Origin of the sequence: Nonomuraea sp. NPDC049480 (assembly GCF_044465905.1) — a bacterium.
In the GTDB taxonomy this organism is placed as follows: Bacteria; Actinomycetota; Actinomycetes; order Streptosporangiales; family Streptosporangiaceae; genus Nonomuraea.
The window spans coordinates 121528-146944 of record NZ_JBITMD010000023.1 but is presented as its reverse complement, the minus strand read 5'-3'; the positions used below and the strand labels follow the sequence as shown (position 1 = coordinate 146944).

The window sequence follows — 25417 nt, the reverse complement described above, 5'->3', positions numbered from 1 at the left end:
GGTTGCTCGGTATCCCGTTGACACCCCTTCTGGCCGAATTTACGCTCAGCGCAAAACCAAGCGAGCGCTAGGCCAAATCGCGAGGGGCTCATGATCGTACGACGGGGTGTTGCGCCGATCCGAAGCACAGCAGCGGCGCTCACGGTGGCGCTGCTCGTCACCGGGTGCGCGGCCCAGCAGAAGGGCTCGACCCAGCAGGAGGGCGCGGCGGCGCCAGGCGTGACCGGCACGACGATCAAGGTCGGCGGCGTGCTGACCAAGACCAGCGCCAGCGGGTACTCGACCAAGGATGCCGAGATCGGCGCCAAGGCCAGGTTCGAGCGGGCCAACGCCGAGGGCGGCGTGCACGGACGCAAGATCGAGTTCGTCGGGGCCGAGGACGACGGGCAGGATGCGGCCAAGGGCGACGCGGCGGCCAAGAAACTCGTGCAGAAGGACCAGGTGTTCGCCCTGGTCCCGGTGCACGCGCCCAACTTCGGCGGCGCCGCCTTCCTGGAGCAGCAGGGCGTGCCGTGGTTCGGCTGGGCGACGGGGCCGCAGTGGTGCGGCACCAAGACAGGCTTCGGCTACAACGGCTGCCTGGCGCCCAAACCGGGCGCCGGGTCGCAGACGTGGTGGGGCCGCCAGATGGCCGATCTGCTCGGCGGCGCCGACGGCAAGAGCGTCTACGTGCAGACCTCCGACTCCAGCGGCAGCAAGTACGGCGGCACCACCATCTCCCAGTCGTTCACCGCGGCCGGCTTCAAGCTCGCCGGCCTGAACTCCGGCCTCCCGGCCGCCGCCCCGCCGCCCGACTGGCTCCCGTACGTCAACAAGATCATGACTTCGGACGGAGGCCAGCCACCGGACATCGTGGTCTCGGTGATCGCGGGCACCAAGTTCAACGTCGGCCTGTACTCGGCGCTCAAGCGGGCCGGCTACAAGGGCGTGCTCACGGACGCCACCAGCTACGACGCCGCCATACTCAAGGACCCGGCCAGCGCGCAGGCCCTCGATGGCGTGATCGCGGCCCCGATGTTCGAGCCCTTCGAGTCCACCGCCCCCGAGATCGCGCAGCTCAAGCAGGACGTCGAGAAGGCCGCCCCCGGCACGGTGCTCACCCAGCATCTGGCGATCGGCTACTGGGCCGCCGACATCTTCCTCGACATGCTGAACAAGACCGGCAAGGACCTGACCAGGGAGAAGTTCCTGGCCACGGGCAACGGCTCGTACACGTACGAGAACGCCGGCTTCGGCAGGATCCAGTACCCCAAGGACCACAGCGAGCCGAACGGCTGCGGCGCCCTGGTCAAGCTGGAGAACGGCGCCTTCCAGGTGGCCAAGAGCATGAAGTGCTTCGACAACGTGCCGCTCAAATGATCCTTGGCTACGTGCTCAGCGGCCTGGTCACCGGGGCGATCTTCGCGATCATGGGGTCGGGCCTGACGCTCTCGTACGCCGCGACCGGGGTGTTCAACTTCGCCCACGGCGCGCTCGGGTTCCTGTCCGCCCTGCTGTTCTACGAGCTCAACACGGCGGCCGGGCTGCCCGCGTGGCTGTCGGCGCTGGTGTCGGCCGGGCTGTTCGCGCCCGCGCTCGGCTACGTGCTGCACAAGGCCATGTTCCGGGGGCTCGCCCAGGCGGGTGAGACCGCGCAGATCGTGGCCACGATCGGGCTGACGATCGCGCTGCCGGCCCTCGGCCTGCTGGTCGTGGACCTGGCCGGGCTGCCGCCCGCGGACGCCACCTCGCTGCCGCGCGGCGTCGGACCGCACCCGGCCCAGGCGTTCGACGCGCTCGGAGTGCGCCTGGACACCGACCAGCTGATCACGTTCGCGTTCTCGGCGGTGACGGCGGCCGGGCTGTGGGCGTTCATGCGGCACACCCCGTACGGGCTGCGCATGCGTGCCTCCGTGGACCGCCGCCGCCTGGCCACGCTACGCGGCATCGACGCCGACGCCACCTCGGCGCTGGCGTGGATGCTCGGCTCGGGGCTGGCCGGGCTCGCCGGGGTGCTGGCGGTGTCGGTGCTGGGGCTGGACGCGACGGCGTACACGGTGCTGCTGTTCGCCTCGGCCACGGCCGCGGTGTTCGGGCGGTTGCGGTCGATCCCCTGGACGTTCGCCGCCGGGCTGGCGCTCGGCGTGGTCCAGAACCTCGTCGCCGGCTACACCGACTTCCTGGAGGAGGTCACCGGGCTGCGTACCGCCGTACCGGTGATCCTGCTGTTCGCCGGGCTCGTGCTGCTGAACCGGTCGCGCGAGCGGGTCGCGGGCAGCGCGGCCGAGGACGCGCCGCCGCCCGACCACCTGGCCGGGCTGCCGCCGTGGCGGCGGCGCCTGCCGTGGGCGGCCGGGATGGTCGCGCTGGTGGCCTTCACGTTCCTGGCGGCCGAGTACTACGTGGGCATCGCCGCGCAGGGGCTCGTGCTGGCGTTGATCTTCTGCTCGTTCGTGGTGGTGACCGGGATCGGCGGCATGGTCAACCTGGCGCAGGCGGCCTTCGCCTCGATGGCGGCGCTGACTTGCGGGTGGGCGTTCTCGTCGGGCCTGCCGTTCTTCGTGGCGATCCTGCTGGGCGTGCTGGCGGCCGCGGCCGTGGGCATGCTGGTGGCGCTGCCCGCGCTGCGGCTGGGCGGGCGGGTGCTGACACTGGCCACGCTGGCGATGGCGCTGCTGGCCGACCAGGTGCTGTTCCAGGTGGACGCGTTCAGCAACGGGACCATCGGGTGGCCGCTGCCCGCGCTCGGCTTCGGCTTCGCCGACACCTCCGATCCGCGGGTGCTGGTGGTGGTGCTGCTCGTGCTCATCGGGCTCGTGGCGATGCTGGTACGGAACCTGGAGCGGTCGGCGTCCGGGCGGGCCATCCTGGCCGTGCGATCCGCGCCGGCGGCGGCCACGACGTCGGGGCTGTCCGCGCCGCTTACCAAGATCACGTTGTTCGTGCTGGCGTCGGCGATCGCCGGGCTCGGCGGGGTGCTGTTCGCGGTCGCGAAGGGGTCGATCACCGCCACGGACCTGCCGGCGTTCTCCGGATTCGTGTGGCTGGCCATCGTGGTGCTGCAGGGAGTGCGCCGCGTCGGCGGGGCGGTGCTCGGCGGGCTCATCGCGGTCGTCGTACCCGAGCTGCTGTCGACCTGGGACTTGTCCGCGCACGTCGGGGCCATCCTGTTCGGGCTCGGCGGCGTGATCCTGGCCAAGCACCCGGACGGCGTCCTCACCCAGATGGCCGAGCTGCGCCACCGCCGCCGCCCGGCGGGCGGGACCGTCCACGAGGCGGAGCCCTCCACACCTGCTCAGACTTCGACGCCGGGCGGCGGGCGGCCGTTGTTCGCCCTGGACGGCGTCGTCGCAGGCTACGAGGACTGCACCGTGCTGCGCGGCGTCGACCTGGCGCTCGACGCGGGCGAGGTCGTCGCGCTCCTCGGCGCGAACGGCGCGGGCAAGTCCACCACCTGCGCCGCGGCGGCCGGGGACCTGCCGATCACCGCGGGCAGGATCCTGCTCGACGGCGAGGACATCACCGCCTGGCCCGCTCACCGGCGCGCCCGCGCGGGGATCCTGCTCGCGCCCGAGGGGCGGGGCGTGTTCCCCGGCCTCACCCTGGAGGAGAACCTGCGAACCTGGCTGCCCGACCCCGGTCCCGTCTACGAACGGCTGCCGCAGCTGGCCGAACGCCGCGGCGTGCTCGCAGGCGCGCTGTCCGGCGGCGAGCAGCAACTGCTCACCCTCGCCCCGGCGCTCGTCCGGCCGCCCCGCGTGCTGATCGCCGACGAGCCGTCGCTCGGGCTGGCGCCGCTGGTGGTGCGGCAGATCTTCGAGGTGTTCGCCGAGCTGCGCGAGCGCGGGGTGGCGCTGCTGCTGGTGGAGGAGAAGGCCACGGAGGCGCTCGCGATCGCCGACCGGGTGGCGTTCATGCAGCTCGGCCGAGTGACGTGGGTGGGACCGCGGTCCGAGGTGGACAGCGAGCGGCTGACCGCCGCCTACCTGGGGGTGAGGTGACATGCTGGCCGTCGAGGGCGTGTCGGTGGCGTTCGGCGGGGTCAGGGCGCTGGACCAGGTGTCGTTCGAGGTCGCCGGGGGCCAGGTCTGCGGCGTGATCGGGCCGAACGGGGCGGGCAAGACGACGCTGTTCGACGTGGTGTCCGGGCTGCGCAGGCCGAGCGCGGGGCGGGTCAGCGTGGCGGGCCGGGACGTCACCGGGGTGTCGCCGGTCAAGCGGGCCCGGGGCGGGCTGCGCCGTACGTTCCAGCGGACCCAGGTCTTCGGCCGGCTCACCGTCGCCGACAACGTGCTTGCCGCGCTCGACTGGCACGGCGGCGGTGGCGGGCTCGCCGCGGACCTGGTCGGCTGGCCCGGACGGCGGCGGCGCGAGCGGGAGCGGCGCGAGCGCGTGGCCGAGGTGCTGGAGCTGTGCGGGCTCACCCCGCTGCGCGACGCGTACGCCGCCGCGCTCCCCGTCGGGCAGCGCCGGCTCGTCGAACTGGCGAGGGCCCTCGCCGACCGGCCCACGCTGCTGCTGCTCGACGAGCCCACCTCCGGGCTGGACGCCGGCCAGACCGCGCGCCTGGGGGAGGTCGTGCGGGCGCTGGAAACGACCGTGCTCCTGGTCGAGCACGACATGGGGTTCGTCATGGACACCTGCGACCGCATCGTCGTGCTCGACCTCGGCCGGGTGATCGCGACCGGTCCGCCGGCGGAGATCAGGGAAGACCCGGTCGTCAGGGCCGCTTACCTGGGCTGAGCGTGGCGCTCGGTGAAGGACAGGATGCGCCGCCAGGCGTCCTGGCAGGCCTCCTCCCACTCGGCGTACGAGCGGTCGAAGAACGAGTGCGGCGCGCCCTCGTAAAGGTGGGTCTCGTGCTCGGTGCCGACCCGGTCCAGCGCGGCCGTGTACGCGTCGAACTGCTCAGGCGTCGACACCGTGTCCGCCCCGCCCCTGAGCAGCAGGACCGGTGCCCCCGGTCCGGTCGTGGGCTCGTCGATGGCCCGGAGCGCGCCGTAGAATCCGATGCCGCCGGCCAGGCCGTTGTCCCCCTCGGCGGCCTGCCGCCACGAGTGCGCGCCGCCCATGCAGAACCCGACCGTGAAGACCGGGCCGTCCAGCGCCTCGGTGGCCGCCTTGGCGTCGGCCCTGACCTGGTCGGCGGTCACTTGCTTGACGTGCGTCATGAAGTCGAAATCGTCGCCCCGGTCGCCGAGGCCTGCCGTGCGGCCGAAGTAGTCGATCGCGATCGTACGGAACCCCGCCTCGGCGAACCGCACCGCCAGGTCCCGATAGAACGGGTGCAATCCGCGCACGTCTGGAAGGATCACCACGCTGCGCCCGTTGGGCTCGGCGGGCTCGGCCCGGTAGGCCAGGAACCGGTTGCCGTCGGCGGCGGTCAGCTCTATTTGCTCGTGAGAGGCCACCTCGCCCTGGATCGGGGGTGCGGGCGGCCTGCTGTCGGTGGAGTGGCACATGGTGCTCAGCATGCCCGGTGGCGTCCGCGGATATCCAGGCATTGGGAGGGCCACGCCGATCGTCGTCCGGGACCGGCAGACTGGTGGCATGAACTGCGAGGTTTGGCGACGCGGATCAGGGCGGCGACGTTGCGCGTCAGGAGCTCTTTGTGGATGGCGCGCGGTCTGGAACCGTCAGCAACTGGCCAACCAGCTGCGCTCGCAGGTTCCACGCCCTGCTGCGCGCCTCGGGCCGGCAGCGCAACATCACCACCTGGAGCGACCGGCTGCAGGCGCTGTTCGGCGGGGAACACCTTCGCCGGCTCCCCCTGGTCGAAGAAGCGCTCGGCCGCCAGGCCCAAGCCTTGCTGTCGCAGCTGGATGCGGCATGCCGCGCCGCTGACGATCTCGCCGAAGCCACCAGCGACGCAAAAGCCTGGTCGTCCACCACCGCAAGGTGAAGAATCAGCGCCTGGCCGCCGCCGGCTACGTCTGGGCCTTCGCTTCCCTAGGCCATGGCTTGACAACTTGGGCAGATCGGATGTCTGCGGCACCCGCTTTAGTACAGCAGGTTTCCCCGAAAGGCTTCGCGCAAGTGGGCTCGCACCCCGGCCACGGCGGGTCTGGCCTGGGCGCCGGAGCGGACGGCCAGGTAGCCGGTGTTGATCGGCGGCTCCTCCGGGTCGGCCAGCGTGACCAGGGTGCCGGCGGCCAGGTCGCGACGGCACAGGTAGGCGGGCAGGACGGAGACGCCCGTGCCCGCCCGGACCGTGCTGAGGACGCCGCGCAGGTCGGGGATGACGATCTGGGCCGCCATCGCGGGCCGCCTGCCGAAGACGGTCCGCCAGTAGCGGCGCACGATGGGCAGGTCTTCCGCATAGGCCACCAACGGCACCCCTGCCAGCGCCCTCGGCCCGATCCGACCCCCTTCCCGCCCTCCGCCACCGGCGGCCGGGGACGCTTCGCCCTCCGCCGTCAGGGGTGCTACGCCCAGGGTGGCGGCCACCTGTGGGGCGGCGACCAACAGGAACTGCTCGTCGTACAGGGGGTCGGCGTGGACGCCGCGCAGACGAGGACGGATGGTGGACACCACCAGGTCCAGGCGTCCGGCGGCCAGGTCCACCAGGAGGTCGTCTGACAGGCCGAGCGTCGTGCGCAGCCGGAGCCCGTCCCGTATGAGCGGCGCGAGCATCGGCATCACCACCTCGCACAGGAACTCGGCCGGCCCGCCCAGATGGACGGCCGAGTCCCTGGGCAGCTCCGATTCCACCACCTCCTCCAGCGCGTCCAGCGAGGCCGCCACCCGGCGGGCCAGCTCGTCGGCGGCCGGCGTGGCCGCGACGCCGCGCGGCAACCGGTCGAACAGCGGCCGATCCAGCGCCGACTCCAGTGCCTTGACCTGCGCGGTCACCGCCGGCTGGGACAGGCCGAGTGTCCGCGCGGCGGCCGTGACAGAGCCGGTCCTGTGCACCGCGAGGAAGGTGCGGAGCAGGTCGAGCGACAGGGGCGACATATCACTATTCTGATGGCTCAACGCATGGTCGGTTATTTGTGGCTGATGGCGGTCGGGAGCGATGCTGTCAGGCATGAGCAAGCGCATCCTGATCGCACTGACGAGCCACGACGACCTCGGCGGCGTGGAGAAGACCGGATACTACGTGTCCGAGGCGGCCCATCCCTGGGAGATCTTCCGGAAGGCCGGACACGAGGTGGACGTCGCCAGCGTGCGCGGCGGCGAGCCGCCACAGGACGGGTTCGACCCGGACGATTCCGCCCAGGTCGCCTTCCTCGCCTCGCCGGAGGCGCGCGACACCGCCCGCCTGGCCGACGTCGACCCCTCCCGCTACGACGCCGTGCTCTACGCCGGCGGCCACGGCACCATGTGGGACTTCCCCGACGACCCGGACGTCATCCGCGTCGGCAGGGAGGTGTACGAGCGGGGCGGCGTGGTCGCGGCCGTCTGCCACGGCCCGTCCGCGCTGGTGAACCTCACGCTGTCCGACGGGTCGTACCTGGTGGCGGGCAAGCGGATGGCAGCGTTCACCAACGAGGAGGAGACGCTGCGCGGCGTGGCGCACGTGGTGCCGTTCCTGCTGGCGGACAGGCTGGTGGAGCGGGGCGCCGAGCACCAGCCGGGAGCGACCTGGCAGGCCCAGGTCGTCGTGGACGGCCGCCTCGCCACCGGCCAGAATCCGGCCAGCGCCGCGCCGCTCGCCGAGCGCGTCGTCGAGCTCCTCGCCGAACGGCGGGTGTGAGGAGGTTAAACTCCGCCGGATGGCGGTTGTGAACCACGGGCGCGGGCGCCGACCATCATGGAGAAGGCCTCGCGACCTGTGGAAAGGCGAATCGCATGGCATACCACCCCAACCTCGACCCCGAGCTCCGCATCGGGATCGAGCAGTCGCCGCTGCCGGCGTCCGATCTGTCGAACCTGACGCTCGAAGAGCTCGGCGGGTTCCGAGCACAGATCAACGCCTTCCTCGCCGCCGCGCCGCCCGCGGAGACCGACGTGGTGATCGAGGACCGGCAGGTGCCGGGGCCTGACGGCGCGCCCGACGTCCGGGTACGGATCTACAGCCCGGCGGGGGAGGTCGAGAACCGGCCCGGGCTCTACTGGATCCACGGCGGCGGGATGATCCTCGGCACGCCCGAGATCGACGAGGCGATGATGATCGGCTATGTCGAGCAGCTCGGCGTGGTGGCGGTCTCCGTCGACTACCGGCTGGCGCCGGAGAACCCGTATCCCGCGCCGGTCGAGGACTGCTACGCGGGGTTGGTGTGGACGGCCAAGGCGGCGGGCGAGCTCGGCATCGACCCGGCCAGGCTGGCCGTCGGCGGCGCCAGCGCGGGTGGCGGGCTGGCCGCAGCGACCGTGCTGCTGGCCCGCGACCGGGGTGGTCCCGACGTCGCCTTCCAGCTGCTGGTCTGCCCGATGCTCGACGACCGCAACATCACGCCGTCCAGCCACGAGTTCACCGACGCGATCGTCTGGGACCGGTCCGCGAACCTCTACGGCTGGACCGCGCTGCTCGGCGACCGCATGGGCACCGACGACGTGCCCCCGTACGCAGCCCCGGCCAGGGCCACCGACCTGTCCGGGCTGCCGCCGGCGTTCATCGACGTCGGGGAGCTGGAGGTGTTCAGGGACGAGGACCTGGATTACGCGCTGCGGCTGTCGCAGGCCGGGGTGTCCACCGAGTTCCACCTCTACCCGGGCGCCTTCCACGGGTTCGACGGCATGGTGCCGGACGCAGAGCTGAGCAAGCGGGCCAGGGCGGCCCGGGTGGCCGCGCTCAAGCGGGCCTACCGGCTCTGATCGTTCGCGCGCAGGCGGGCCTACCGGCTCTGGCCGTTCGCGCGCAGGCGCACCAGGGCGAGGGCCAGGTGGGCGCGCAGGCGGCCGGAAGGGTCGGCGAGCGAGAAGCCCAGCACGGACTCGGCGCGGGCGATGCGGGCGGCCATCGAGCTGTGGTGCAGGTGCATGGCGGCGGCCGCGCTGCGCACGGAGCCGGCCAGGCACAGCGCCCGCACCGCGGCCATGGCCTCCTCGCCGAGCCGCTCCATGGCCTGGACGTCGAGCAGGTCCGCGACGGCCGCCTCCGGAAGGTCGGCGTACAGCGCCAGCGCGCCCAGGTCGGACCAGCGCATCACCGGATCCTGCGGGCCGGTGAAGCGCAGTGCCGTGCGCGCGCCGGCCCAGGACTCTGCCGCACGCGCGCCGGGCAGTTCGGGCCCGATCCCCACGCGTGACCCGTCGGGCAGCGCGGAGTCGGGGAGGTCGGAGTCGGGGAGGTTGGTCGCCACGAGGACGGCCTCGGTGTCGCCGATCCTGGCGTCGCGCACCCGGTGGCCCATCGCGCGCAGGCCGGCCGCCAGCCCGCGGTCGGGCAGTGCGATCGCCAGGGCCTGGAGCTGGGTGGCCGGGTCGAAGCCGAGCAGGCGCAGCGCCCGGGCGCGCTCCGCCTCGCCGGTCTCGGCCGACAGCACCAGCTCCACCAGCGCCGGGTCCTGGCCCTCTCGCGCCAGGGCGGCGGCGCGCTCCAGGGTGACCTCGGCGGCGGCCGCGTACCGCTCGAGCACGATCTCGTCGAGCCCGTGCGCGGGCCCCTCCCGCTCCATCCAGACCGCCCCGAGCCCGGAGCTCAGCTCTCTGACCTGGGCGGGGGAGGCCGCGGGCGTGTCGACGGCACCGCCGGACGACGTGCGCAGGCGCCGGCCGGTGGCCGCGTCGAACAGACCGACCGGGCATTGCGCCAGCCGGGCCGTGGCGGCGAGCAGCACGGGCACGCTCACGTGGTCGCGGAGCAGCGAGTCGAAGTAGGCGATGACCCGCACCGCGCTCTCCGCGTCGGCGTCCAGCGTGGACAGCCGCAGCAGCAGTCCCTGCACAGATACCAGACTAAATGCGTGAGCGGCGCTCTGGCGAGCAAACCAAGCGTGCGCTAGGTTGGTGGCTGTGGATCTCGACTTCTCCCCGGCCGAGCGGGACTTCCGCGCCGAGGTTCGCGACTGGCTGAGCACGCACGCGCCGGGGCCGCTCCCGTCCATGGACACCCCCGAGGGCTTCGCCGCGCACCGCGCCTGGGAGGCGCGCCTCGCCGAGGCCCGGCTGTCCGTCGTCTCCTGGCCCGAGGAGTACGGCGGGCGCGGCGCCTCCCTGATCGAATGGCTGATCTTCGAGGAGGAGTACTGGGCCGCCGGCGCCCCCGCCCGCGTCACCCAGAACGGGATCTTCCTGCTGGCCCCATCGCTGATGCGCTTCGGTACGCCCGAGCAGCGCGAGCACTGGCTGCCGCGGATGGCCAGGGGCGACGACGTCTGGGCGCAGGCCTGGTCCGAGCCGGAGGCGGGCAGTGACCTGGCCGCGCTCACCTCCCGCGCCGAGCCCGTCCCCGGCGGCTGGCGGCTGTACGGGCACAAGACGTGGAGCTCGCGGGCCGCGTACGCCACCCACGGGTTCGGCCTCTTCCGCACGTCGGGGACGCGGCACAAGGGGCTGACGTACTTCATGTTCCCGCTCGACGACGTCGCCGTCCGGCCGATCGCGCAGCTCGACGGGCTGCCGGGGTTCGCCGAGCTGCACTTCGACGGGGTGCTCGCCGACGAGTCGATGGTGCTGGGCGAGGTCGGGGAGGGATGGCGGATCGCGATGGCCACCACCTCCTCCGAACGCGGCCTCACCCTGCGCAGCCCCGGGCGGTTCCTGGCCACCGCCGACCGGCTCGTCGCACTGGCCGGCCCAGCGTCTGATGGCCCCGTCGCCGACCCGGCGCTCGCCGATCGGGCCGCCCGGTGCTGGGTGGACGCGGAGGCGTACCGGCTGCACACGTTCCAGACCGCGCGCAAGATCATGGCGGGGGAGGAGATCGGGGCGGCGGCCAGCATGGGCAAGGTCTTCTGGTCCGAGCTGGACGTGCGCATGCACGCGCTGGCCATGGAGCTGCTGGGGGAGCGCGCGGGGGAGACGCCGTGGCTGGACGGGTTCCTGTTCTCGCTGGCCGGACCCATCTACGCGGGCACGAACGAGATCCAGCGCAACATCATCGCCGAGCGGGTCCTGGGGCTGCCCCGATGAACTTCGCCTTCACCGACGAACAGCTCGCCCTCGCCGCCACCGTGCGTGACGTGTTGCGGGCGCACTGCCCGCCGGCCGCGCTGCGGACCGAGCGGCGGCCGGGATGGGAGCAACTGGCCGCGCTGGGGTTCTTCGGGTTGCTGCTCCCTCCTGAGAGCGACGGGCTGGGACTCGGGCTGACCGACGTCCTGCCGGCGCTGGAGGAGACCGGGCGCGCGTGCCTGCCCGGGCCCGTCGTGGAGACGGCCGTCGCGGCGCCGTACCTGGTGGCGGGCACGCCCAAGCTGGCCTCGGGCGCGGTGTGCGTGAGCGTGCTGCTGCCCGGGCAGGCGTACGCGCCGGACGCCGATCTCGCCGACCTGATCGTCGTGGCCGGCGCCGACGGCCTGCGGCTGGTCGCCAAGGAGTCGGTACGGCTCACGCCCCGGCCCGGCATGGACCCGTTGCGGCCGATCTTCGAGGTGGCCTTCGACGAGTCGGAGCGGCTGGGCGGGGCGGCCGGGCCGGCGCTGCTGCGGGTCACGGTCGCGACCGCCGCGCAGCTCATCGGGGTCGCCAGGGAACTGCTCGCGGTGTCGGTCGCGTACGCGAGGGTCCGGACGCAGTTCGGCGCGCCGATCGGGTCCTTCCAGGCGGTCAAGCACCAGCTCGCCGACGTGGCCGTGGCCGTGGACTTCGCGGCGCCGCTGGTGTACCGGGCCGCGCTGGCGGTGGATCGGGCCGCCGCCACCGTTGAGCGGGACGTGAGCGCGGCCAAGGCCGCCGCAGGGGAGGCCGCCACGCTCGCCGCCCGGGTGGCGCTCCAGGCGCACGGGGCCATCGGCTACACCGAGGAGCTCGATCTGCGCTTCTGGCTCGCCCGGGCCTGGTCGCTGTCGGCCGCGTACGGCACCACGGCCGTCCACCGCGAACGGCTGCGCACCGCCGTGATGGGCGGCGACCTGCGGAGGTACCCGTGAAGTTCGGCGTGCCGCTCGGCCTGCTGCACCCGGCCGCGTGGAAGGACGTGGCGGTGGCCGCCGACGAGCTGGGGTTCGAGTCGGTGTGGCTGCCCGAGCACCTGGTCTTCGCCACCGACCTGTCGCTCGCCGTCTACCCCGGCACGTCCGATCCGGGGATCAAGCCCACGACGCCGCTGTTCGACGCGCCCGCGTACCTGTGCTGGCTGGCCGCCCTCACCTCCCGCGTCCGGCTCGGCACGGCGGTGCAACTGCTCGCCCTGCGTCATCCCTTCGTGTCGGCGCGCGCCTTCGCCACGCTGGACGTGCTGTCGGCCGGGAGGGCCATCTGCGGGGTCGGCGCGGGCTGGTACCGGGGGGAGTGGGAGGCGGCCGGGATCCCCTTCGAGACGCGGGGAGCGCGGCTGGACGAGGCGATCGAGGTGGTCAGGCGGCTCTGGAGCGAGCCGGTGGTCGCCCATTCCGGGACGTTCTACACCTTTCCCGAGGTCGCCTTCGAGCCCAAGCCGGTGCAGCGGCGGCTGCCGGTGCTCGCGGGCGGTGAGTCGCCGGCCGCGCTGCGCCGGGCGGCCCGGCTCTGCGACGGGTGGATCAGCATGCCGCACACGATCGAGTCGATCAAGCCGCAGCTCGACCGGCTCGGGGCGGGCGTGCCCGTGACCGCGCACGCCTACTCCCTGGCCTCGCCCGACGAGGTGCCCGCGTGGGCGGTGCTGGGCGTGGAGCGGCTGATCGTCCGGCCGTGGACGCGCAGCCGGGACGCCGTGTCCCGGCTGGCCGCGTTCGCCACCGAGTACGGCGTCAAGAGCAACGGCGGGTTGTGACCTTACCGGTCCTGGTCGTGGTGCAGTGCTTCGCCGGAGGCCGCGTGGAAGCGGTCGACGGCCGGGTGGAGGCGGGCGGCCGGGTGGAACCGGTCGTCGGCCGGGTGGATTTCGTCTTCTTGTCCTCCGGCTCTTCGGAGACCTCATCCCGGGGCTTGAACGCGACCTTCCTGCCCTTGCCGCCGCCCGGCCGTGCCCTGAACGTCGCGGAATACTCGGACGAGCGGAATGAGCCGTTGACGGCCATCAGCCCCACGGCGGGAATCCGGCGGGACAGCAGCAGGTAGTACCAGGCGTAGCCCTTCTCGTCCGCCACGCAATGGGCGTCCGGGACCCGGGTCCGCGTGCGTTTCTTCACGCAGATCTGAATGACGTCCTGGTTGAGGAAAGTCATGACCCGCCGGCCCTTGCCGCCCCTTCTGGGCGCTCGATAGTCGACGCCGGAGGGCTCGACGGACATGCCGGTGCCGGGCCGCTTCCCGACGGCGGGAACCTTCGCGGTCATGGGGACGAAATACCAGGTGTAGCCCTTCTCCTCGTCGTCGCAGGGCTGGTATTCCGCCCTGACCAGGGAGGTCTTCCGCACACATATCTCGACGTACTCCGCAGGGCCCTGTTCGTCGTCTTCCTCAGAGCCCTGTTCGTCGTCGTCCGTCGTTTCCGAGTAGTCCCCGGACGGCTGGGGCGAGGGCGGCTTCGCCTCGATGCGGTTGCCACCGCATCCCGTGGCCATCAGGAGTGCCGCCACGCTGAGGGCGGCGACGCGTAGGACGGTTGGCGACAATGGGACCTGCTTTCCACTTATGCCGGAAGATCGCTGGACGGTCCAACGACAGCTGTGGAAACGGAGTTCCCGATTCTCAGGCCCGGTGGCGGCCTCTCCCTGAGCCGGTGGTCCTCCCCGCGCCGACCAGCTCACGGTGACGGCGGCCACGCGGCGGGAGGTCGGCAGGGAAGGCGGCGAGCCGTTCCTCGGCGGGGCTTTCCCGGCGCCGGCGACGGCCCCGGTAGGCGGAGGCCGTCCCGGCGCGGGACGAGTCGAGGATGTCGCCGCCGCCGGCGGTGTGCCCCGCCCGGGAGAAGCCGGCGGTGTGGCCCGCGGGGGCGAAGGCGTCGAACGTGCTGGTCGCCCCGGGGATGACGATGCGCTGGAAGGGCCCGGTGTCGACGACGAGCGCGCCGGCGCCGGGGTCCTGGACGACCTGCGGCGGCTCGTCGTCGCGGATGCGCTGCATCGGCCCGGTGTCCCAGCAGGGCTCGAAGGGGCCGGTGTCGAGCGGCTCGTCGAAGAAGCCCGTGGGGAAGGCAGGCGTGTACGCACCCGTGTCGGCGGTGTGGCGGTCCGGCGTGCGGTCGTACCTGGCCCGGAGCGGCGCGGCGTCCTCGAACGGGTCGAAGGGCCGGGAGTCGAGCAACCGCCGCACCTGGCCGGAGCCCGAGGCGGCGACGCGCCGCCGGTCGCCGAAGCGGGCGGCGCGATCATCGGCACCGCCTGCGGCATGCGTCCCGGCGTGTGCGGTGCCGATGCGGGGCGCGTCCGAGACGGAGGCGGTGAGCTGGGCGTCCGTCGTGGTGATGAGCTCGGCGGCGGTGGTGAGTCCGGCGTCCGACGCCGCGACGGCGCCGGTGGCGGCCGTGAGGTCGGCGTTCGCGGTGGCCGGGTGCCGTTCGGGGCCTGTGGTCGGAGCGACGGTGTCCAGGAGGTGCCGGGTCCACATGGGCGTGCCGGCGGGCTCGACCGGGCCGCGGCGCCCGCGGCGGCGACGGCGATGGGCCGGACGGGCGGGGCGCGAGGCCGTGGCGGAGGCGGTGGCCGTACGGAGCCGGTTCTGGCGGGTCTTGGCGACCGCGAGCAGGGCGAGAGCGGCCACCAGGGCGGACCCGATCAGCGTCGGAGAGTCGATGGCGGGCAACGGGCCGGTGGCGGAGGCGTCGACATGGGTCGGGAGCGGCTCGGCGGTCACCGACGTCGTGTCGGCCGTCGACGGCTTGGCGTGCTTGCCCTTCTTGACGCCCTGGCCCGCGGCGGAGGCCGGGGAGCTGGAGGTCGGCGTGGGGGCGGTGGCGGTGGCGTGGTCCGTCTTCGTCGCGGTCGTCGGCCTCGGATTGGGCCGGGCGGCGAGCGGGGGCTGAGCGCCGGCCTCCTCACGCTCGCTCTGGGGGATCAGCGTGGAGAGCGATTCGTCCGGCATCTGCAGCACGCCCACGTCGGTGCCGGGCCCCGGCGGCAGGGACGCCTGTTCCTCGGCCTTCTTCTTGGCCTCCTCGGCCTGCCGGGCCGCGTCCTCGTCCAGGCGGGTCTTGATGCGCTCCGGGTAGCCGTACCCGACGACCTTGCTGGTGTCACGTTCCTTGCGCTTGGCGACGCCGCCGTCGATGTTCCCCTCGATGGTGTGGATCGTGTCGCCCTCGACCCTGGTCACGATGCCGACGTGGTCGATGCGGTCGATGCTGTTGGAACCGGTCCAGTCGTAGTAGACGAATGCGCCCGGCTTGGGAGTCTTCCCCCAGGCTCCCTGCTCCTTGAACCACTTCGCGTGCGCGACGGTCCAGGCGAACTGTCCGATCCACTCCTCGTAGCCGAGCTTGTGCGCGGCCCAGGACAGGTACATCTCACACCAGGGGGCGGCGCTGTAGTCGGCGTCGAACTCGACGTTCTTGCCGTACCACTCGCCGAACTTGGTGTACCCGCTCGCCTTCTCGGAGTAGCCGAGGTGGCTCTCGAGCAGCTCGATGAACTTCTGCATCTCTGGCGTCATGGAGGTTTTGGGAACCTTCCGGGCAAGACCGGTTTATCCACGCAGCCCTGGGTAGGGACGGTAACCCGGGACCGGTGTGACAAAACCGGAGGCTTGTCATCTTCCGTGCGCAGTGAGGCTACCGTGCCGTCTGTGCAGGTCAAGCACGCACCAAGAGAGGGTCATGCTTCGGTCGGCATCGTAAGCCCAGGTCAGGATGTTGCCAGAAATGTCCAAACGAGGGCGGTTTAATGTAAAAAGATCTACCTTGCGATCGTTTAGTACCCCGCGCCCGTCGTCAGCCCGCCGTCCACGGTGAACTCGCTCCCCGTGCAGTAACTCGCCCGGTCAGAGGCCAGGAACGCCACCACGTGCGACACCTCCACCGGCTTGGCGAAGCGCTTGATGACCATGGACTTCACGAACGCCTCCCCATCGACCTCTTTCATCATCTCCGGGTCCATGGCCATCGAGGTCTTGATCGCCCCCGGGTGCACCGAGTTGACCCGGATCTTGAACGGGGCCAGCTCGCGGGCCGCCGACTTGGTGACGCCCCGGATCCCGAACTTCGAGGCCGCGTACGCGGACAGCCCCTCGGCGCCGATGAAGCCCTCGATGGAGGAGATGTTCACGATCGAGCCCCGTCCGGCCGCCTTCATGGGCTCGATCACGGACTTGATCCCCAGCCAGGCGCCCTTGAGGTTGACGTCGATCACCCGGTCGAAGTCATCGAGCGACATATCGGCGATACGGCTAAATTTCAGGATCCCGGCGTTGTTGACCAGGACGTCTAGCTTGCCGTACACCTCCACGGCGGTCCCCACCGCCCGCTCCCACTCCGGCACGCTCCGCACATCCTGATGGACGTACGTGGCCCCCGTCTCCTCCGCCAGCGCCTTGCCCTCCTCGTCCAGCACGTCGCCGAACACCACCCGCGCGCCCTCCTCCAGGAACAGCCGCACGTGCGCCGCCCCCATGCCCCGCGCCCCGCCCGTGATCAGCGCGACCTTGCCGTCAAGCAGTCCCATAGCGACCTCCCGCCGCGACGGCCACCGCGGCCGCCTCCATGGTGCGGTAGACGGGGATCCCCGCCGCCGCCGCGATCCGCCTCACCTCGTCGTCGACCCCCGGGGGCGCGCACTCGCCGTTCCTGGTGACGAGCGTGACCCTGGTACGCGGCAGCGCCTCCTGCGCCCCGGCGAGGGCTCGCGCGTAGGCGTACAGGGGCTCGGCCGCGTGCCCGTACGTGAAGAAGGCCTGGACGTTCACGTGCGCCACCACGTCCCGGCACGGCCGCCGCCGGACGATCGCGTCGATCACCTCGGGCACCAGCCCCGCCCGGCCGAGCGGCCCCACGGGCACCTCCAGGGGGTTGCCGGCCGCCATGACGCCGAGCCCGCGCAGCTCGCCGAGCACGTCGCCGGGCAGCGGGTCGAGCCGCACCCCGGCCGCGTCGAACGCGTCAGCCGCGAGCACGCTCGCGCCCCCGCTCGGGCCCACCACCAGCACCCCGTCCCCGTCTGCGACGCGGGAGCCGTGCGCCTGGAAGTACGCCAGCACCCCGATCAGGTCGTCCTGGCTCGCCACCAGCACCGCCCCGGCCTGCTCGGCCACCGATTCCCAGATGCGCCGGTCGCTCACCATGCCGCCGGTGTGCGAGGCGGCCGCCTCCTGCCCCTGCTCGCTGCGCCCGCCCACCAGCAGCACCACGGGCAGCTTCGTCACGCGCAGCGCGTCGTACAGCTCGCGCCCGTCGCGCGGATCCTCCAGATACAGCCCGACGGCCCGGGTCTCCGGGTCGCGGGCGAGCCAGCGCAGCAGCTCGGCCGGGGTGACGTCCGCCGCGTTCCCCACGGTGACGACCCGGCTGAACGCCAGCCCGCGCCGTTCCCCGACCTTGATCACCTCGCCGGCGAGCCCGCCGCTCTGCGAGACCAGCGCCACCGACCCGGCGGGCCCCAGCCCGCCGCCCACGAACGTCTGCCGCCCGCGCGGGCTGTAGACGCCCATGCAGTTGGGCCCGAGCAGCCGCGTCCCCGCCGCGCGGGCCGCCTCGACCAGCTCGGCCTCCAGCTCCGGGTCGCCCGTCTCCCCGAAGCCGCCGCTCATCACCTGCACGAACGGCACCCCGGCGGCCTGCCGCACCACCTCGGGGCAGCGGGCGGCGGGCACGGCGACCAGCGCGTAGTCCACGTCCGCGGACGCCAGCGAGGGCACCGCCCGCACCCCGGCCACCTCCTCCGCCTCGGGGTGCACGGCCACCAGCGGGATGCCGGCGGCCTTGTAGAACTCGAGGAACATGTTCCCGAAGTTGGGCCGGGTGGTGGAGGCCCCGACGACGGCCACCGCCTTCGGCTCGAAGAGCGGCAGGAAGTCGCCGGAGGGACGGGAAGCGGCATGCGCAGGGGCGTCGCCGGGCAGATAGCGGGCGTCGACCGCCGTCACGCCGGCCGGGCCGGCGATGACCGGGTTCAGCTCGAACTCGCCCAGCTCCAGCCGCTCCCACAGTCCGCCGGGCCCGCCGACCGTCATGAGCAGCTTGACCACCGCGTCCACGTCCACGGGTGGCGCGCCGCGGTGACCGTACAGAAGCCGGGACCCGCGCAGCGACGCCAGCATTCCCCGCGCGTCCCGCTCCGAGACCGGGCAGAGCCGCAGCGCCGTGTCCCGCAGCACCTCCGTCCACACGCCGCCCAGCCCGGCCAGCAGCACCGGGCCGAACGCGGCATCCCGGACCACGCCCACGATGAGCTCGACCCCGGCGGCCGCCTGCTCCTCGACGAGGAACCCCGCGACGTCCGGCAGCCTGGACCGTATCTCCGCGGCCGCCGCGGGCAGGTCCGCCGCCCGCAGCCCGAGCACCACCGCCCCGGCGTCCGACTTGTGCACCAGCCCGGGACCGAACGCCTTCAGCACCAGCGGCTCGGCCAGCTCCCCGGCGGCCCCGAAATCCAGATCGCGCACCACCACGCCCCGCGGTACCGGCACGCCGGCCTCGCTCAGGAGCGCCTTGACCTCGTGCTCGTACACGCTCGCACGCGCGCTCACGCGAGCAGGTGCCCGTACTGCTCGCGGATCTCCCTGCGCAGCAGCTTGCCGGGACCGCCCGAGGCGTCCTGCGAGTGCGGCAGTTCCCCGGCCACCACGATGTGGTCCGGCCGCTGGTGGGCCGGGAGGGTGTCGGCCAGGGCGAGCGCCAGCTTGGAGGCGTCCAGCGAGTGCCCGGCGCGCGGCACGACGGCCAGCAGGATCCGCTGGGCGGAGGCCCCTTCGGGCACTCCCACCGCGCCGGCCTCGGCCACTCCGTCCAGCGCCGACGCGGCCTCCTCGACCGCGACCGGCTGCGTCCACATGCCGTTCTTGAGTATCGAGTCCTCGCGCCGGCCGAGCACCCGCAGCACGCCGTCGGGGGAGAGTGTGCCGAGGTCGCCGCCCACGTACCACTCGCCGCGCAGCACCTCCGCCGTCTTCTCCGGCAGGCCGTCGTACCCGGCCATCCGGTGCGGCCCGGCCAGGTTGATCTCGCCGACTTCGTCGATCACGCGGTTGCCCTGCGGGTCCGTGATCCGCACCGCGTTGCCCGTACGGGCCCGCCCCGACGACCCCAGCGGCGTCGAGCCGTCGTCCACGCGCCCCATGCACGTGTACGGGGCCTCGGTCTGTCCGTAGTACGAGAACACGCCCGCCTGCGGCAGCCTGGCCTTGATCCGGTCCAGCATGGTCGCCGTCAGCGGCTCGCCGCCCAGCATGATCACCTGGATCGACGACAGGTCCACGCCCTCGTGATCCGGCGAGCCCAGGAGGGCCGCGTAGAACGAGGGGATCTGCGACACGTGCGTGACCCGCTCGCGCGGGACGACGCGCAGGAAGTTCGCCGGACCCCAGTCCTGCTCCAGCACCAGCCGCATCCCGGCGTACAACGCGGGCCCGACGATGGCGGGGAACCCGATGCCCCAGATGATCGCGCCCGTGCCGAACACCGAGTCCGGGCCGCGCGGCACGTCCAGCCAGATCTGTGCGGTCGCCAGCGACGACGCGTGCGTGTGCACGACGGCCTTCGGCAGCCCGGTCGTGCCCGAGGTGTAGTAGAGGGCCAGCGGATCGTCGTGAGCCCCGGCCGGCGGCGGCTCCTCGTCGGAGGCCCCCGTCAGCTCCCGCGCGTCGATCCACGTGGTCACGGACGGCAGCGACCCCTTGATCTGCTCGACCGTCTGCTCCACCGTCGCGTCGTACACGAACGCCGTGCACCCCGAGGCCGCCACCACGTCACGCAGCGTCTCCACCGGCCAGTACGGGTTCAGCGCCGCCGTCACCGCCCCGATCTTGGCCTGCGCCAGGTAGACCTCGGCCACCAGCAACGTCTCGTTGAGCAGCGCCGCCACCCGCTGCCCGGGCGTGATCCCCTTGGCCAGGAGGGCGTTCGCGCGGCGGTTGACGTTCCTGTTCAGCTCGTCATAGGTGAAGCTCTGCTCGCCGCAGTACGTCAGCGCCACCCGGTCGGGCGTGCGCATGGCGCCGGCGGTCAGGATCGCGTGGGCGTAGTTGCCGTAGGGTGATCGCGCCATGGGGGTGCCTCCAGGTCAGAGGGGCGAATAGAGCACGAAGACGTTTCCTGAGGGATCGCGCAGCACGGCCCGCCTCTCATGCGGCCCTTCCTCGGGCCCGCGCACCACCGCGGCGCCGCGCGCCGACATCTCGCCAACGGCCCGCTCCACGTCGTCCACCTTGTACGACGGCGCCGCCGACGCGGTGACGTGCTCGGCAGGACCGGCCAGCGCCACGGTGACCCCGCCGCCGTCCAGCGCCGCGAACCTGTCGCCGTCGCGGAACTTCACCGGCAGCCCGTAGAAGGCGATCGCCTCGTCCAGATCGGCGACCGGAATCAGCACGTTGCCCAGCTTCACGCGGGCCTCCAATGCGGCAACTCGTCCATGAACGTCACCCGCACCGGCATCCCGATGCGTACTTCCTCAGGCGCGCACCCCACCACGTGCCCGAACGCGCGGGCGCCCTCGGGCAGGTCCACCCAGGCCATCACGTACGGCTCCCGTCCCTGGTAGCCGGGGGCGAAGGAGCGGTGCACGATCGTGAACGTGTGCACCACGCCGTCGCCGGAGACCGGCTCGAACGCGAGCTCGCCGCCGTCGCACCACGGGCATGCCGCCTCGGGGAGGTGGACCCGCCGGTCGCAGGCCGTGCAGCGCTGGATGACCAGCTCGCCGCGCCCGCAGGCGGCCCAGTAGGCGGAGGTGTCGGCGCTCATCGCTTGCCAAGCTAGCGCACGCTTGGTTCCCGGACAAGGGGCCTGACCACCCCGCTCCGCCATGCTGCCGGCCCTGTGGACGGCTCGGGGAGGGCTCGGGGAGGGCTCGGGGAGGCCGCACCTTACGTGGGCTCGGGGAGGGGCTCCTCCGTATAGGGCGAGAGCGGCTCGATCGTGGGCTCGCCGGACTGCCGGGCCAGAGAGTTCTCCGTCGGCTCGGGAGACGGAGGGGCCGGCGTGCCGATGGCGGACGTGCTGCGCTCCGCCGTCGCCGTCGGCGTCGGAGCCGGCGGGGGCGGGCCGGAACCGCTGGGGGCGGGGGTGGGGCAGGCGGGGCCGTCCACGGCGGCCTCACTCACCTGGGGCCCGTTGGCCGACGCGGGCTCCGTCATCACCAGGATCCCGAAATATGCCCTCTTGTCGCACGCCACATCCCCGGGATCATGCGTGACCGTGCTGGTGTAGGTCGTGTTGCCGCGCAAGGTGCGGGTCTCCTGCCGGAGCGTCCTGGCCGGGGCGTCGTCGCCGTCGCGCCGTGTGTACGTGATCCGCAGCCGCACCGGCCCCGTACCGTCCGCCGAGACCCGGACGGAGCCGCTCGTGCCGCTCCACTGCACGATGCCGGCAACCTGCACGGCCGGACGCGGGATGCTGGTCCCGCCCTGACCGGAGGTGGGCGGCGGGGGCGGCGGAGTGCCGGTCGGCGGCGGCGGTGGGGGCGTGGCCGGGGTCGTCGGCGGGGTCGTCGGCGGGGGAGCGGCGGTCGTGCGTCGCGGGGCGGCGGCGGTGGTCCTGGTGGGGACGGCGCTGGTGGTGGCGTCGGCCGGGGACGGCACTGGCTCGCTCGTCTCCTCGGGGGGCGGCATGAGGATCGCGCCGGGACCAGCGGGTAACCGGCCGCCCGACAACACGAGCGCGATCGCCACGGCGACGACCGTCGCGCCCGCCACCCACAGGTGCGGCGGCAGCCTCGGCATGCTCATGATCCGGTCGCGCAGGGTGACGGCCGTGTCGCCGCTCGCGTGGTCGGTCCTGGCGAGGGGGAAGCGGAGGGCGAGCAACGTGGCCAGCTCGGCCAGGTGGCGGCGGCCGCGCTTCTCCCAGTCGGGGCCGTACCCGGCGACCGCGTCCTCCTCCAGTTCAGCCGCGAACCGCCGCGCGGAGGCGTACCTGGCGGCCGGGTCCTTGGCCAGGCCGCGCCGGAGCAGGTCGCGCAGCGCGTCCGGCACCACCTCCAGCGGCACCGGCTCCACCAGGTGCTTGTCCCGGGTCGCGGGGACGTCCAGTTCCCCGTCCTCCTTGTTCGCCCGGAAGGGCGTGCGTCCCTTGACGGCCTCGAAGAGCAGGCAGGCGGCCGCGTACAGGTCGGCGGGCGGCCCGGCCTTGTGCTGGGTCCACAGCTCGGGCGACATGTACTCGGGGCTGCCCGCCGGCACCCCGGGTTCCTCGGCGTGCACGACGACGCCGAAGTCCGCCAGCTTGCTCGTGCCGTCCGCCTGGACCAGGACGTTCTCCGGCTTGACGTCGCGGTGCGGCACGCCCTTCTCGTGCGCCGCCGCCAGGGCCATCAGCGTGCTCTTGAGCACCGTCAGCGCGGCCTCCGGGCTGGCCCTGCCGTGCTCGGCCAGCAGTGTACGCAGGGACACGCCGTCCACCAGTTCCATGACGACGGCGGCGCGCGACGAGGTCTCGACGTACTCGTAGAGGCGCACCACGTTCGGGTCGTCGATCTCGACCAGGTGGTGGGTGTCCGACCGGAAGCGGTCCATGAACTCGGCGTCCCTGCGCAGGGTGGCGTTCAGGTACTTGATCGCCACGTAGGCGCCGGTCGATTGGTAGGTGGCGAGGAACACGCGGCCGGTGTGGCCGGCGCCGAGCTGGCGTACTTCACGGTAACCAGGGACCAAGTCCAACCCCCATAAGGCAGCCGTCGTCGATTCGACGGTCTCACCCTGGGTTCGGGTTGTCACGAGTGAACAGATTTTGCCCTGCGTTAAGGCTGAATGACCGGTTGTGGTGGGTGATATGCTCCCGGTGCCCAAGCAAGCGCTCGGCTAACAAGCGTGGAGGTCGCCGGTGGAGGGCGTGGCCGTGCTCGTGATGGAGATGCAGCGGGGCGTTGTCGGTGATCTCACGAAATTTCCGGACCTGGTGGCCGCGTGCGAACGGCACGACGTCGTCGCCAACATCGCCCGGCTGCTCCACACCGCCAGGACGGCCGGGATCCCGGTGATCCACTGCACGGCCGCCTTCCGCCCCGACCGGGCGGGCTCGCACACCGGAAACTGCCCGTTCATCGTCTCCCTGCTCAAGGACCCGCGGCACATGCTGGAGGGCACGGCCGCCGTCGAGGTGCTCCCCGAGCTACGCGATCCGGGGGACGTCGAGAGCCGGCGGTACCACGGCTTCTCCCCGTTCACCGGCACCTCGCTCGACATGACGCTGCGCTCGCTGGACGTCTCCAATGTGGTCGCGGCCGGCGTCTCGCTCAACCTGGGCATCACGGGGCTGGCGCTGGAGGCGGTCAACCTGGGCTACCGGGTGACGGTGGTCACGGACGCGGTGGCGGGCATCCCTGAGGACTACGCGCGGGCCGTACTGAAGAACACGATCAGCCTGCTCGCCACCCGGGCGACCGCCGCGGACCTGATCGAGGTGTGGAAATGATGGACGGGCTGCGCCTGGACGGGCGCGTGGCCGTGGTGACCGGGGGAGCGGGCGCGATCGGCGCGGCCATCGCCGCCGACCTGGCCGCGCTCGGAGCCGGAGTCGTGGTCGCCGACGTGGACCTGCCGAACGCCGAGAAGGTCGCCGCGGGCCTGCCGGGGGCGCGGGCGGCCGCCGTGGACCTGGCCTCGCCTGCGTCCGTGGAGGCGTTCGGAGGTGGGGTGGGGGAGGTGGACGTGCTCGTGCACAACGCCGGGGTGGCGGTCGTGGCGCCGTTCACCGAGAGCGACCCGGCGGCGTGGGATCTCATGTGGCAGGTCAACCTGCGCGGGCCCATGTTGCTGACCAAGCTGCTCCTGCCCGGGATGATGGCCAGAGGGTGGGGGCGGCTCGTGTTCATCTCCTCCGACGGCGCCAGGGCCGGGTCGGGCGGCGAGGGCGCGTACGCGGCCACCAAGGCCGGGCTGTTCGGGCTGGCCAAGACCCTCGCCCGCGAGGCCGCCAAGGCCCAGGTCACCTCCAACGTCGTGTGCCCCGGCCCGACCGACACGCCCATGCTGCGGCGGGTGTCGGCGGCCGAGCCGGGGCTGGTCGACAAGATCGCCCGCGGCATCCCGCTGGGCCGTCTCGGTACGCCCGCCGACGTGGCGGGGCTGGTCGCGTACCTGTGCACGGACCGCGCCGCCTACATCACCGGCCAGACGCTGTCGGTGAGCGGCGGGGTCACCATGCAATGATCGTCTCAAAGGGAGTTGTAGACGGCCTCCACCAGGCGGATGCCGCGGAGGTTGCCGGAGAGCGCGTTGGCCATCTTGTTCATGACGTACGCGACGGCGAGACCGCGCTCCGGGTCGCCCAGCCCGATGGAGCCGCCCATGCCCGAGTGGCCGAACGCGGTCTCCGACGGCATCGGGAACGTCAGCGACGGCCGCATGTAGCCGAGCCCGAACGCGGTGTCCAGGAACAGGATCCGGTCGGGGCCGTTCACGCGGGTGCGCAGGGCGTCCCCCAGCGTGCCGGGGCGCAGGATGTCACCGGCGATCAGCGAACGGTAGAAGCCCGCCAGGCCCCTGGCCGTGGTGACCACCCCGGCCGCGGGCCAGCCGGTGCGCAGGATGACCGGGTTGTTCGCGCCGCCCTCGAGGAGGTGCATGCCGGGGTTGCCGAGCGCCCGGTTCATCGGACTCTGCGGATCGAGCGCCGCCTTCATCATCTCGGCCATCAGGTCCTCCGGCCGCTCACCCCGCGCGGCCCCCTCCTCACCGGTCGTGGGGGCCACGGGAGCTTGGACGCTCTGCGGGGTGGCGGTCTCGGTGACCTCGAGGGCCTCGGGGCGTTCGCCTGCCTTGAGCCGGGCGGTGCGGGCGATCACGTCGTCCGGCGCCCCCACCCACAGCTCCAGATCCAGCGGCCCGGCGATCTCCGCGGCCACCAGCTCCCCGACCGACTTCCCCGTCACCCGCCTGATCACCTCGCCCAGCAGGAACCCGTACGTCAGCGCGTGATAACCGTGCGCCGACCCCGGCTCCCACCTCGGCGCCTGCCCGGCGAGCCGCCCCGCGATCGCCGCGTGATCCTCGAACTCCTCCACGGGCACCGGCTCCTCGATCACCGGCAGCCCGCACTGGTGGGTGAGCACGTGCTCGATCGTGATCTCCCCCTTGCCGCGGGCCGCGAACTCCGGCCACACGTCCGCGATCGGCGCCGACACGTCCACCAGCCCGCGCTCGGCCAGCTGCAGCAGCACGGTGGCGGTGACCGCCTTGGTGCAGGAGTAGGCGAAGGCCGGCGTGTCGTGCTCCCAGCGCCGCCCGGTGTGCCGGTCGGCGATTCCGTCCCACAGGTCCACGACCAGCTCGCCGTCCAGGTAGACGGCGACGGCCGCGCCCAGCTCCTCGCCGTCGGCGAAGTGTCGCTCGAAGACCTCGCGTACGCGGGAGAACCGAGGATCGCAGTGCATCAGACCTCCGC

Annotated in this window: 23 protein-coding genes; 11 read left to right on the top strand and 12 right to left on the bottom strand. The window is 72.7% G+C overall.

Going from position 1 to position 25417, the window contains the following annotated elements; translation table 11 throughout:
• The first annotated feature begins 90 nt into the window (after positions 1 to 90).
• Genes ACIBX3_RS45420 through ACIBX3_RS45410 form a run of 3 tightly spaced genes read left to right on the top strand, consistent with a single transcriptional unit; the run spans position 91 to position 4722 of the window.
• Entirely contained in the window at positions 91 to 1359 is a 1269-nt protein-coding gene (locus ACIBX3_RS45420; RefSeq protein WP_397126859.1) for an ABC transporter substrate-binding protein, read from the top strand.
• Entirely contained in the window at positions 1356 to 3980 is a 2625-nt protein-coding gene (locus tag ACIBX3_RS45415) for an ATP-binding cassette domain-containing protein (protein WP_397126858.1), read from the top strand. The genes ACIBX3_RS45420 and ACIBX3_RS45415 overlap by 4 nt, the downstream gene beginning before the upstream one ends.
• Position 3981: 1 nt before the next feature.
• On the top strand, positions 3982 to 4722 hold the full coding sequence (locus tag ACIBX3_RS45410; RefSeq protein ID WP_397126857.1) for an ABC transporter ATP-binding protein: 741 nt from the start codon (positions 3982 to 3984) through the stop codon (positions 4720 to 4722).
• Here the strand turns inward: ACIBX3_RS45410 and ACIBX3_RS45405 are convergent.
• Complete coding sequence (locus ACIBX3_RS45405) at positions 4710 to 5441, bottom strand: dienelactone hydrolase family protein (protein WP_397126856.1); 732 nt, start codon at positions 5439 to 5441, stop codon at positions 4710 to 4712. The genes ACIBX3_RS45410 and ACIBX3_RS45405 overlap by 13 nt on opposite strands.
• Before the next feature lie 149 nt (positions 5442 to 5590).
• Here ACIBX3_RS45405 and ACIBX3_RS45400 point away from each other — a divergent pair, with 149 nt between their 5' ends.
• On the top strand, positions 5591 to 5881 hold the full coding sequence (locus tag ACIBX3_RS45400) for a hypothetical protein (RefSeq protein ID WP_397126855.1): 291 nt from the start codon (positions 5591 to 5593) through the stop codon (positions 5879 to 5881).
• A 98-nt stretch (positions 5882 to 5979) separates the two neighbouring features.
• Here the strand turns inward: ACIBX3_RS45400 and ACIBX3_RS45395 are convergent, their stop codons facing one another.
• Positions 5980 to 6933, bottom strand: coding sequence for a LysR family transcriptional regulator (locus tag ACIBX3_RS45395; RefSeq protein ID WP_397126854.1), 954 nt, complete (start codon positions 6931 to 6933; stop codon positions 5980 to 5982).
• 73 nt (positions 6934 to 7006) lie between these two features.
• On the opposite strand from ACIBX3_RS45395, the gene ACIBX3_RS45390 reads away from it, so the two are divergent.
• The gene (locus ACIBX3_RS45390; protein WP_397126853.1) at positions 7007 to 7675 is read left to right on the top strand and encodes a type 1 glutamine amidotransferase domain-containing protein; all 669 of its coding nucleotides are present in this window, start codon (positions 7007 to 7009) and stop codon (positions 7673 to 7675) included.
• A 95-nt stretch (positions 7676 to 7770) separates the two neighbouring features.
• On the top strand, positions 7771 to 8736 hold the full coding sequence (locus tag ACIBX3_RS45385; RefSeq protein ID WP_397126852.1) for an alpha/beta hydrolase: 966 nt from the start codon (positions 7771 to 7773) through the stop codon (positions 8734 to 8736).
• A 20-nt stretch (positions 8737 to 8756) separates the two neighbouring features.
• On the opposite strand, the gene ACIBX3_RS45380 is transcribed toward ACIBX3_RS45385, so the two are convergent.
• On the bottom strand, positions 8757 to 9809 hold the full coding sequence (locus ACIBX3_RS45380; protein ID WP_397126851.1) for a helix-turn-helix domain-containing protein: 1053 nt from the start codon (positions 9807 to 9809) through the stop codon (positions 8757 to 8759).
• A 67-nt stretch (positions 9810 to 9876) separates the two neighbouring features.
• Between ACIBX3_RS45380 and ACIBX3_RS45375 the strand changes: the two genes are divergently transcribed.
• Genes ACIBX3_RS45375 through ACIBX3_RS45365 form a run of 3 tightly spaced genes read left to right on the top strand, consistent with a single transcriptional unit; the run spans position 9877 to position 12778 of the window.
• On the top strand, positions 9877 to 10995 hold the full coding sequence (locus ACIBX3_RS45375; RefSeq protein ID WP_397126905.1) for an acyl-CoA dehydrogenase family protein: 1119 nt from the start codon (positions 9877 to 9879) through the stop codon (positions 10993 to 10995).
• Positions 10992 to 11954: an acyl-CoA dehydrogenase family protein gene (locus ACIBX3_RS45370; RefSeq protein ID WP_397126850.1), complete on the top strand. Its 963-nt coding sequence runs from the start codon at positions 10992 to 10994 to the stop codon at positions 11952 to 11954. Before ACIBX3_RS45375 ends, ACIBX3_RS45370 begins: the two co-directional genes overlap by 4 nt.
• Entirely contained in the window at positions 11951 to 12778 is an 828-nt protein-coding gene (locus ACIBX3_RS45365) for a TIGR03619 family F420-dependent LLM class oxidoreductase (RefSeq protein WP_397126849.1), read from the top strand. The genes ACIBX3_RS45370 and ACIBX3_RS45365 overlap by 4 nt, the downstream gene beginning before the upstream one ends.
• On the opposite strand, the gene ACIBX3_RS45360 is transcribed toward ACIBX3_RS45365, so the two are convergent.
• The 8 genes from ACIBX3_RS45360 to ACIBX3_RS45325 all read right to left on the bottom strand — a co-directional run bounded on the left by ACIBX3_RS45360 (position 12756) and on the right by ACIBX3_RS45325 (position 22692).
• A complete protein-coding gene (locus tag ACIBX3_RS45360; RefSeq protein ID WP_397126848.1) occupies positions 12756 to 13562 on the bottom strand; it encodes a hypothetical protein in 807 nt (268 codons plus the stop codon). The two genes, ACIBX3_RS45365 and ACIBX3_RS45360, sit on opposite strands and share 23 nt — an antisense overlap.
• A 76-nt stretch (positions 13563 to 13638) precedes the next feature.
• Positions 13639 to 15537: a CHAP domain-containing protein gene (locus ACIBX3_RS45355; RefSeq protein WP_397126847.1), complete on the bottom strand. Its 1899-nt coding sequence runs from the start codon at positions 15535 to 15537 to the stop codon at positions 13639 to 13641.
• 257 nt (positions 15538 to 15794) lie between these two features.
• Complete coding sequence (locus ACIBX3_RS45350) at positions 15795 to 16544, bottom strand: glucose 1-dehydrogenase (protein ID WP_397126846.1); 750 nt, start codon at positions 16542 to 16544, stop codon at positions 15795 to 15797.
• A complete protein-coding gene (locus ACIBX3_RS45345) occupies positions 16531 to 18564 on the bottom strand; it encodes an acetate--CoA ligase family protein (protein ID WP_397126845.1) in 2034 nt (677 codons plus the stop codon). Before ACIBX3_RS45345 ends, ACIBX3_RS45350 begins: the two co-directional genes overlap by 14 nt.
• Complete coding sequence (locus tag ACIBX3_RS45340; protein WP_397126844.1) at positions 18561 to 20081, bottom strand: class I adenylate-forming enzyme family protein; 1521 nt, start codon at positions 20079 to 20081, stop codon at positions 18561 to 18563. Before ACIBX3_RS45340 ends, ACIBX3_RS45345 begins: the two co-directional genes overlap by 4 nt.
• Positions 20082 to 20096: 15 nt before the next feature.
• Entirely contained in the window at positions 20097 to 20420 is a 324-nt protein-coding gene (locus tag ACIBX3_RS45335) for a VOC family protein (RefSeq protein WP_397126843.1), read from the bottom strand.
• Positions 20417 to 20779, bottom strand: coding sequence for a Zn-ribbon domain-containing OB-fold protein (locus tag ACIBX3_RS45330; RefSeq protein WP_397126842.1), 363 nt, complete (start codon positions 20777 to 20779; stop codon positions 20417 to 20419). The genes ACIBX3_RS45335 and ACIBX3_RS45330 overlap by 4 nt, the downstream gene beginning before the upstream one ends.
• Before the next feature lie 122 nt (positions 20780 to 20901).
• Positions 20902 to 22692 carry a serine/threonine-protein kinase gene (locus ACIBX3_RS45325; protein WP_397126841.1) on the bottom strand — a complete coding sequence of 597 codons (1791 nt, stop codon included), beginning with the start codon at positions 22690 to 22692 and terminating at the stop codon, positions 20902 to 20904.
• Positions 22693 to 22855: 163 nt separating this feature from the next.
• Between ACIBX3_RS45325 and ACIBX3_RS45320 the strand changes: the two genes are divergently transcribed.
• Both ACIBX3_RS45320 and ACIBX3_RS45315 read left to right on the top strand, forming a co-directional pair.
• A complete protein-coding gene (locus tag ACIBX3_RS45320; RefSeq protein WP_397126840.1) occupies positions 22856 to 23446 on the top strand; it encodes an isochorismatase family cysteine hydrolase in 591 nt (196 codons plus the stop codon).
• Positions 23446 to 24183, top strand: coding sequence for an SDR family NAD(P)-dependent oxidoreductase (locus tag ACIBX3_RS45315; protein WP_397126904.1), 738 nt, complete (start codon positions 23446 to 23448; stop codon positions 24181 to 24183). The genes ACIBX3_RS45320 and ACIBX3_RS45315 overlap by 1 nt, the downstream gene beginning before the upstream one ends.
• 5 nt (positions 24184 to 24188) lie before the next feature.
• Here ACIBX3_RS45315 and ACIBX3_RS45310 read toward each other — a convergent pair whose 3' ends face one another.
• Positions 24189 to 25406 (bottom strand): serine hydrolase domain-containing protein, encoded by a 1218-nt coding sequence (locus ACIBX3_RS45310; RefSeq protein ID WP_397126839.1) that lies wholly within the window; start codon positions 25404 to 25406, stop codon positions 24189 to 24191.
• Positions 25407 to 25417: the final 11 nt, after the last annotated feature.

Bases quoted from the DNA above. Each gene is read 5' to 3' on its own strand.
- ACIBX3_RS45350 (WP_397126846.1), bottom strand. From the start codon at position 16,544: ATGGGACTGCTTGACGGCAAGGTCGCGCTGATCACGGGCGGGGCGCGG.
- ACIBX3_RS45415 (WP_397126858.1), top strand. From the start codon at position 1,356: ATGATCCTTGGCTACGTGCTCAGCGGCCTGGTCACCGGGGCGATCTTC.
- ACIBX3_RS45330 (WP_397126842.1), bottom strand. From the start codon at position 20,779: ATGAGCGCCGACACCTCCGCCTACTGGGCCGCCTGCGGGCGCGGCGAG.
- ACIBX3_RS45405 (WP_397126856.1), bottom strand. From the start codon at position 5,441: ATGTGCCACTCCACCGACAGCAGGCCGCCCGCACCCCCGATCCAGGGC.
- ACIBX3_RS45370 (WP_397126850.1), top strand. From the start codon at position 10,992: ATGAACTTCGCCTTCACCGACGAACAGCTCGCCCTCGCCGCCACCGTG.
- ACIBX3_RS45420 (WP_397126859.1), top strand. From the start codon at position 91: ATGATCGTACGACGGGGTGTTGCGCCGATCCGAAGCACAGCAGCGGCG.
- ACIBX3_RS45310 (WP_397126839.1), bottom strand. From the start codon at position 25,406: ATGCACTGCGATCCTCGGTTCTCCCGCGTACGCGAGGTCTTCGAGCGA.
- ACIBX3_RS45385 (WP_397126852.1), top strand. From the start codon at position 7,771: ATGGCATACCACCCCAACCTCGACCCCGAGCTCCGCATCGGGATCGAG.
- ACIBX3_RS45355 (WP_397126847.1), bottom strand. From the start codon at position 15,537: ATGACGCCAGAGATGCAGAAGTTCATCGAGCTGCTCGAGAGCCACCTC.
- ACIBX3_RS45395 (WP_397126854.1), bottom strand. From the start codon at position 6,933: ATGTCGCCCCTGTCGCTCGACCTGCTCCGCACCTTCCTCGCGGTGCAC.
- ACIBX3_RS45390 (WP_397126853.1), top strand. From the start codon at position 7,007: ATGAGCAAGCGCATCCTGATCGCACTGACGAGCCACGACGACCTCGGC.
- ACIBX3_RS45340 (WP_397126844.1), bottom strand. From the start codon at position 20,081: ATGGCGCGATCACCCTACGGCAACTACGCCCACGCGATCCTGACCGCC.
- ACIBX3_RS45410 (WP_397126857.1), top strand. From the start codon at position 3,982: ATGCTGGCCGTCGAGGGCGTGTCGGTGGCGTTCGGCGGGGTCAGGGCG.
- ACIBX3_RS45315 (WP_397126904.1), top strand. From the start codon at position 23,446: ATGGACGGGCTGCGCCTGGACGGGCGCGTGGCCGTGGTGACCGGGGGA.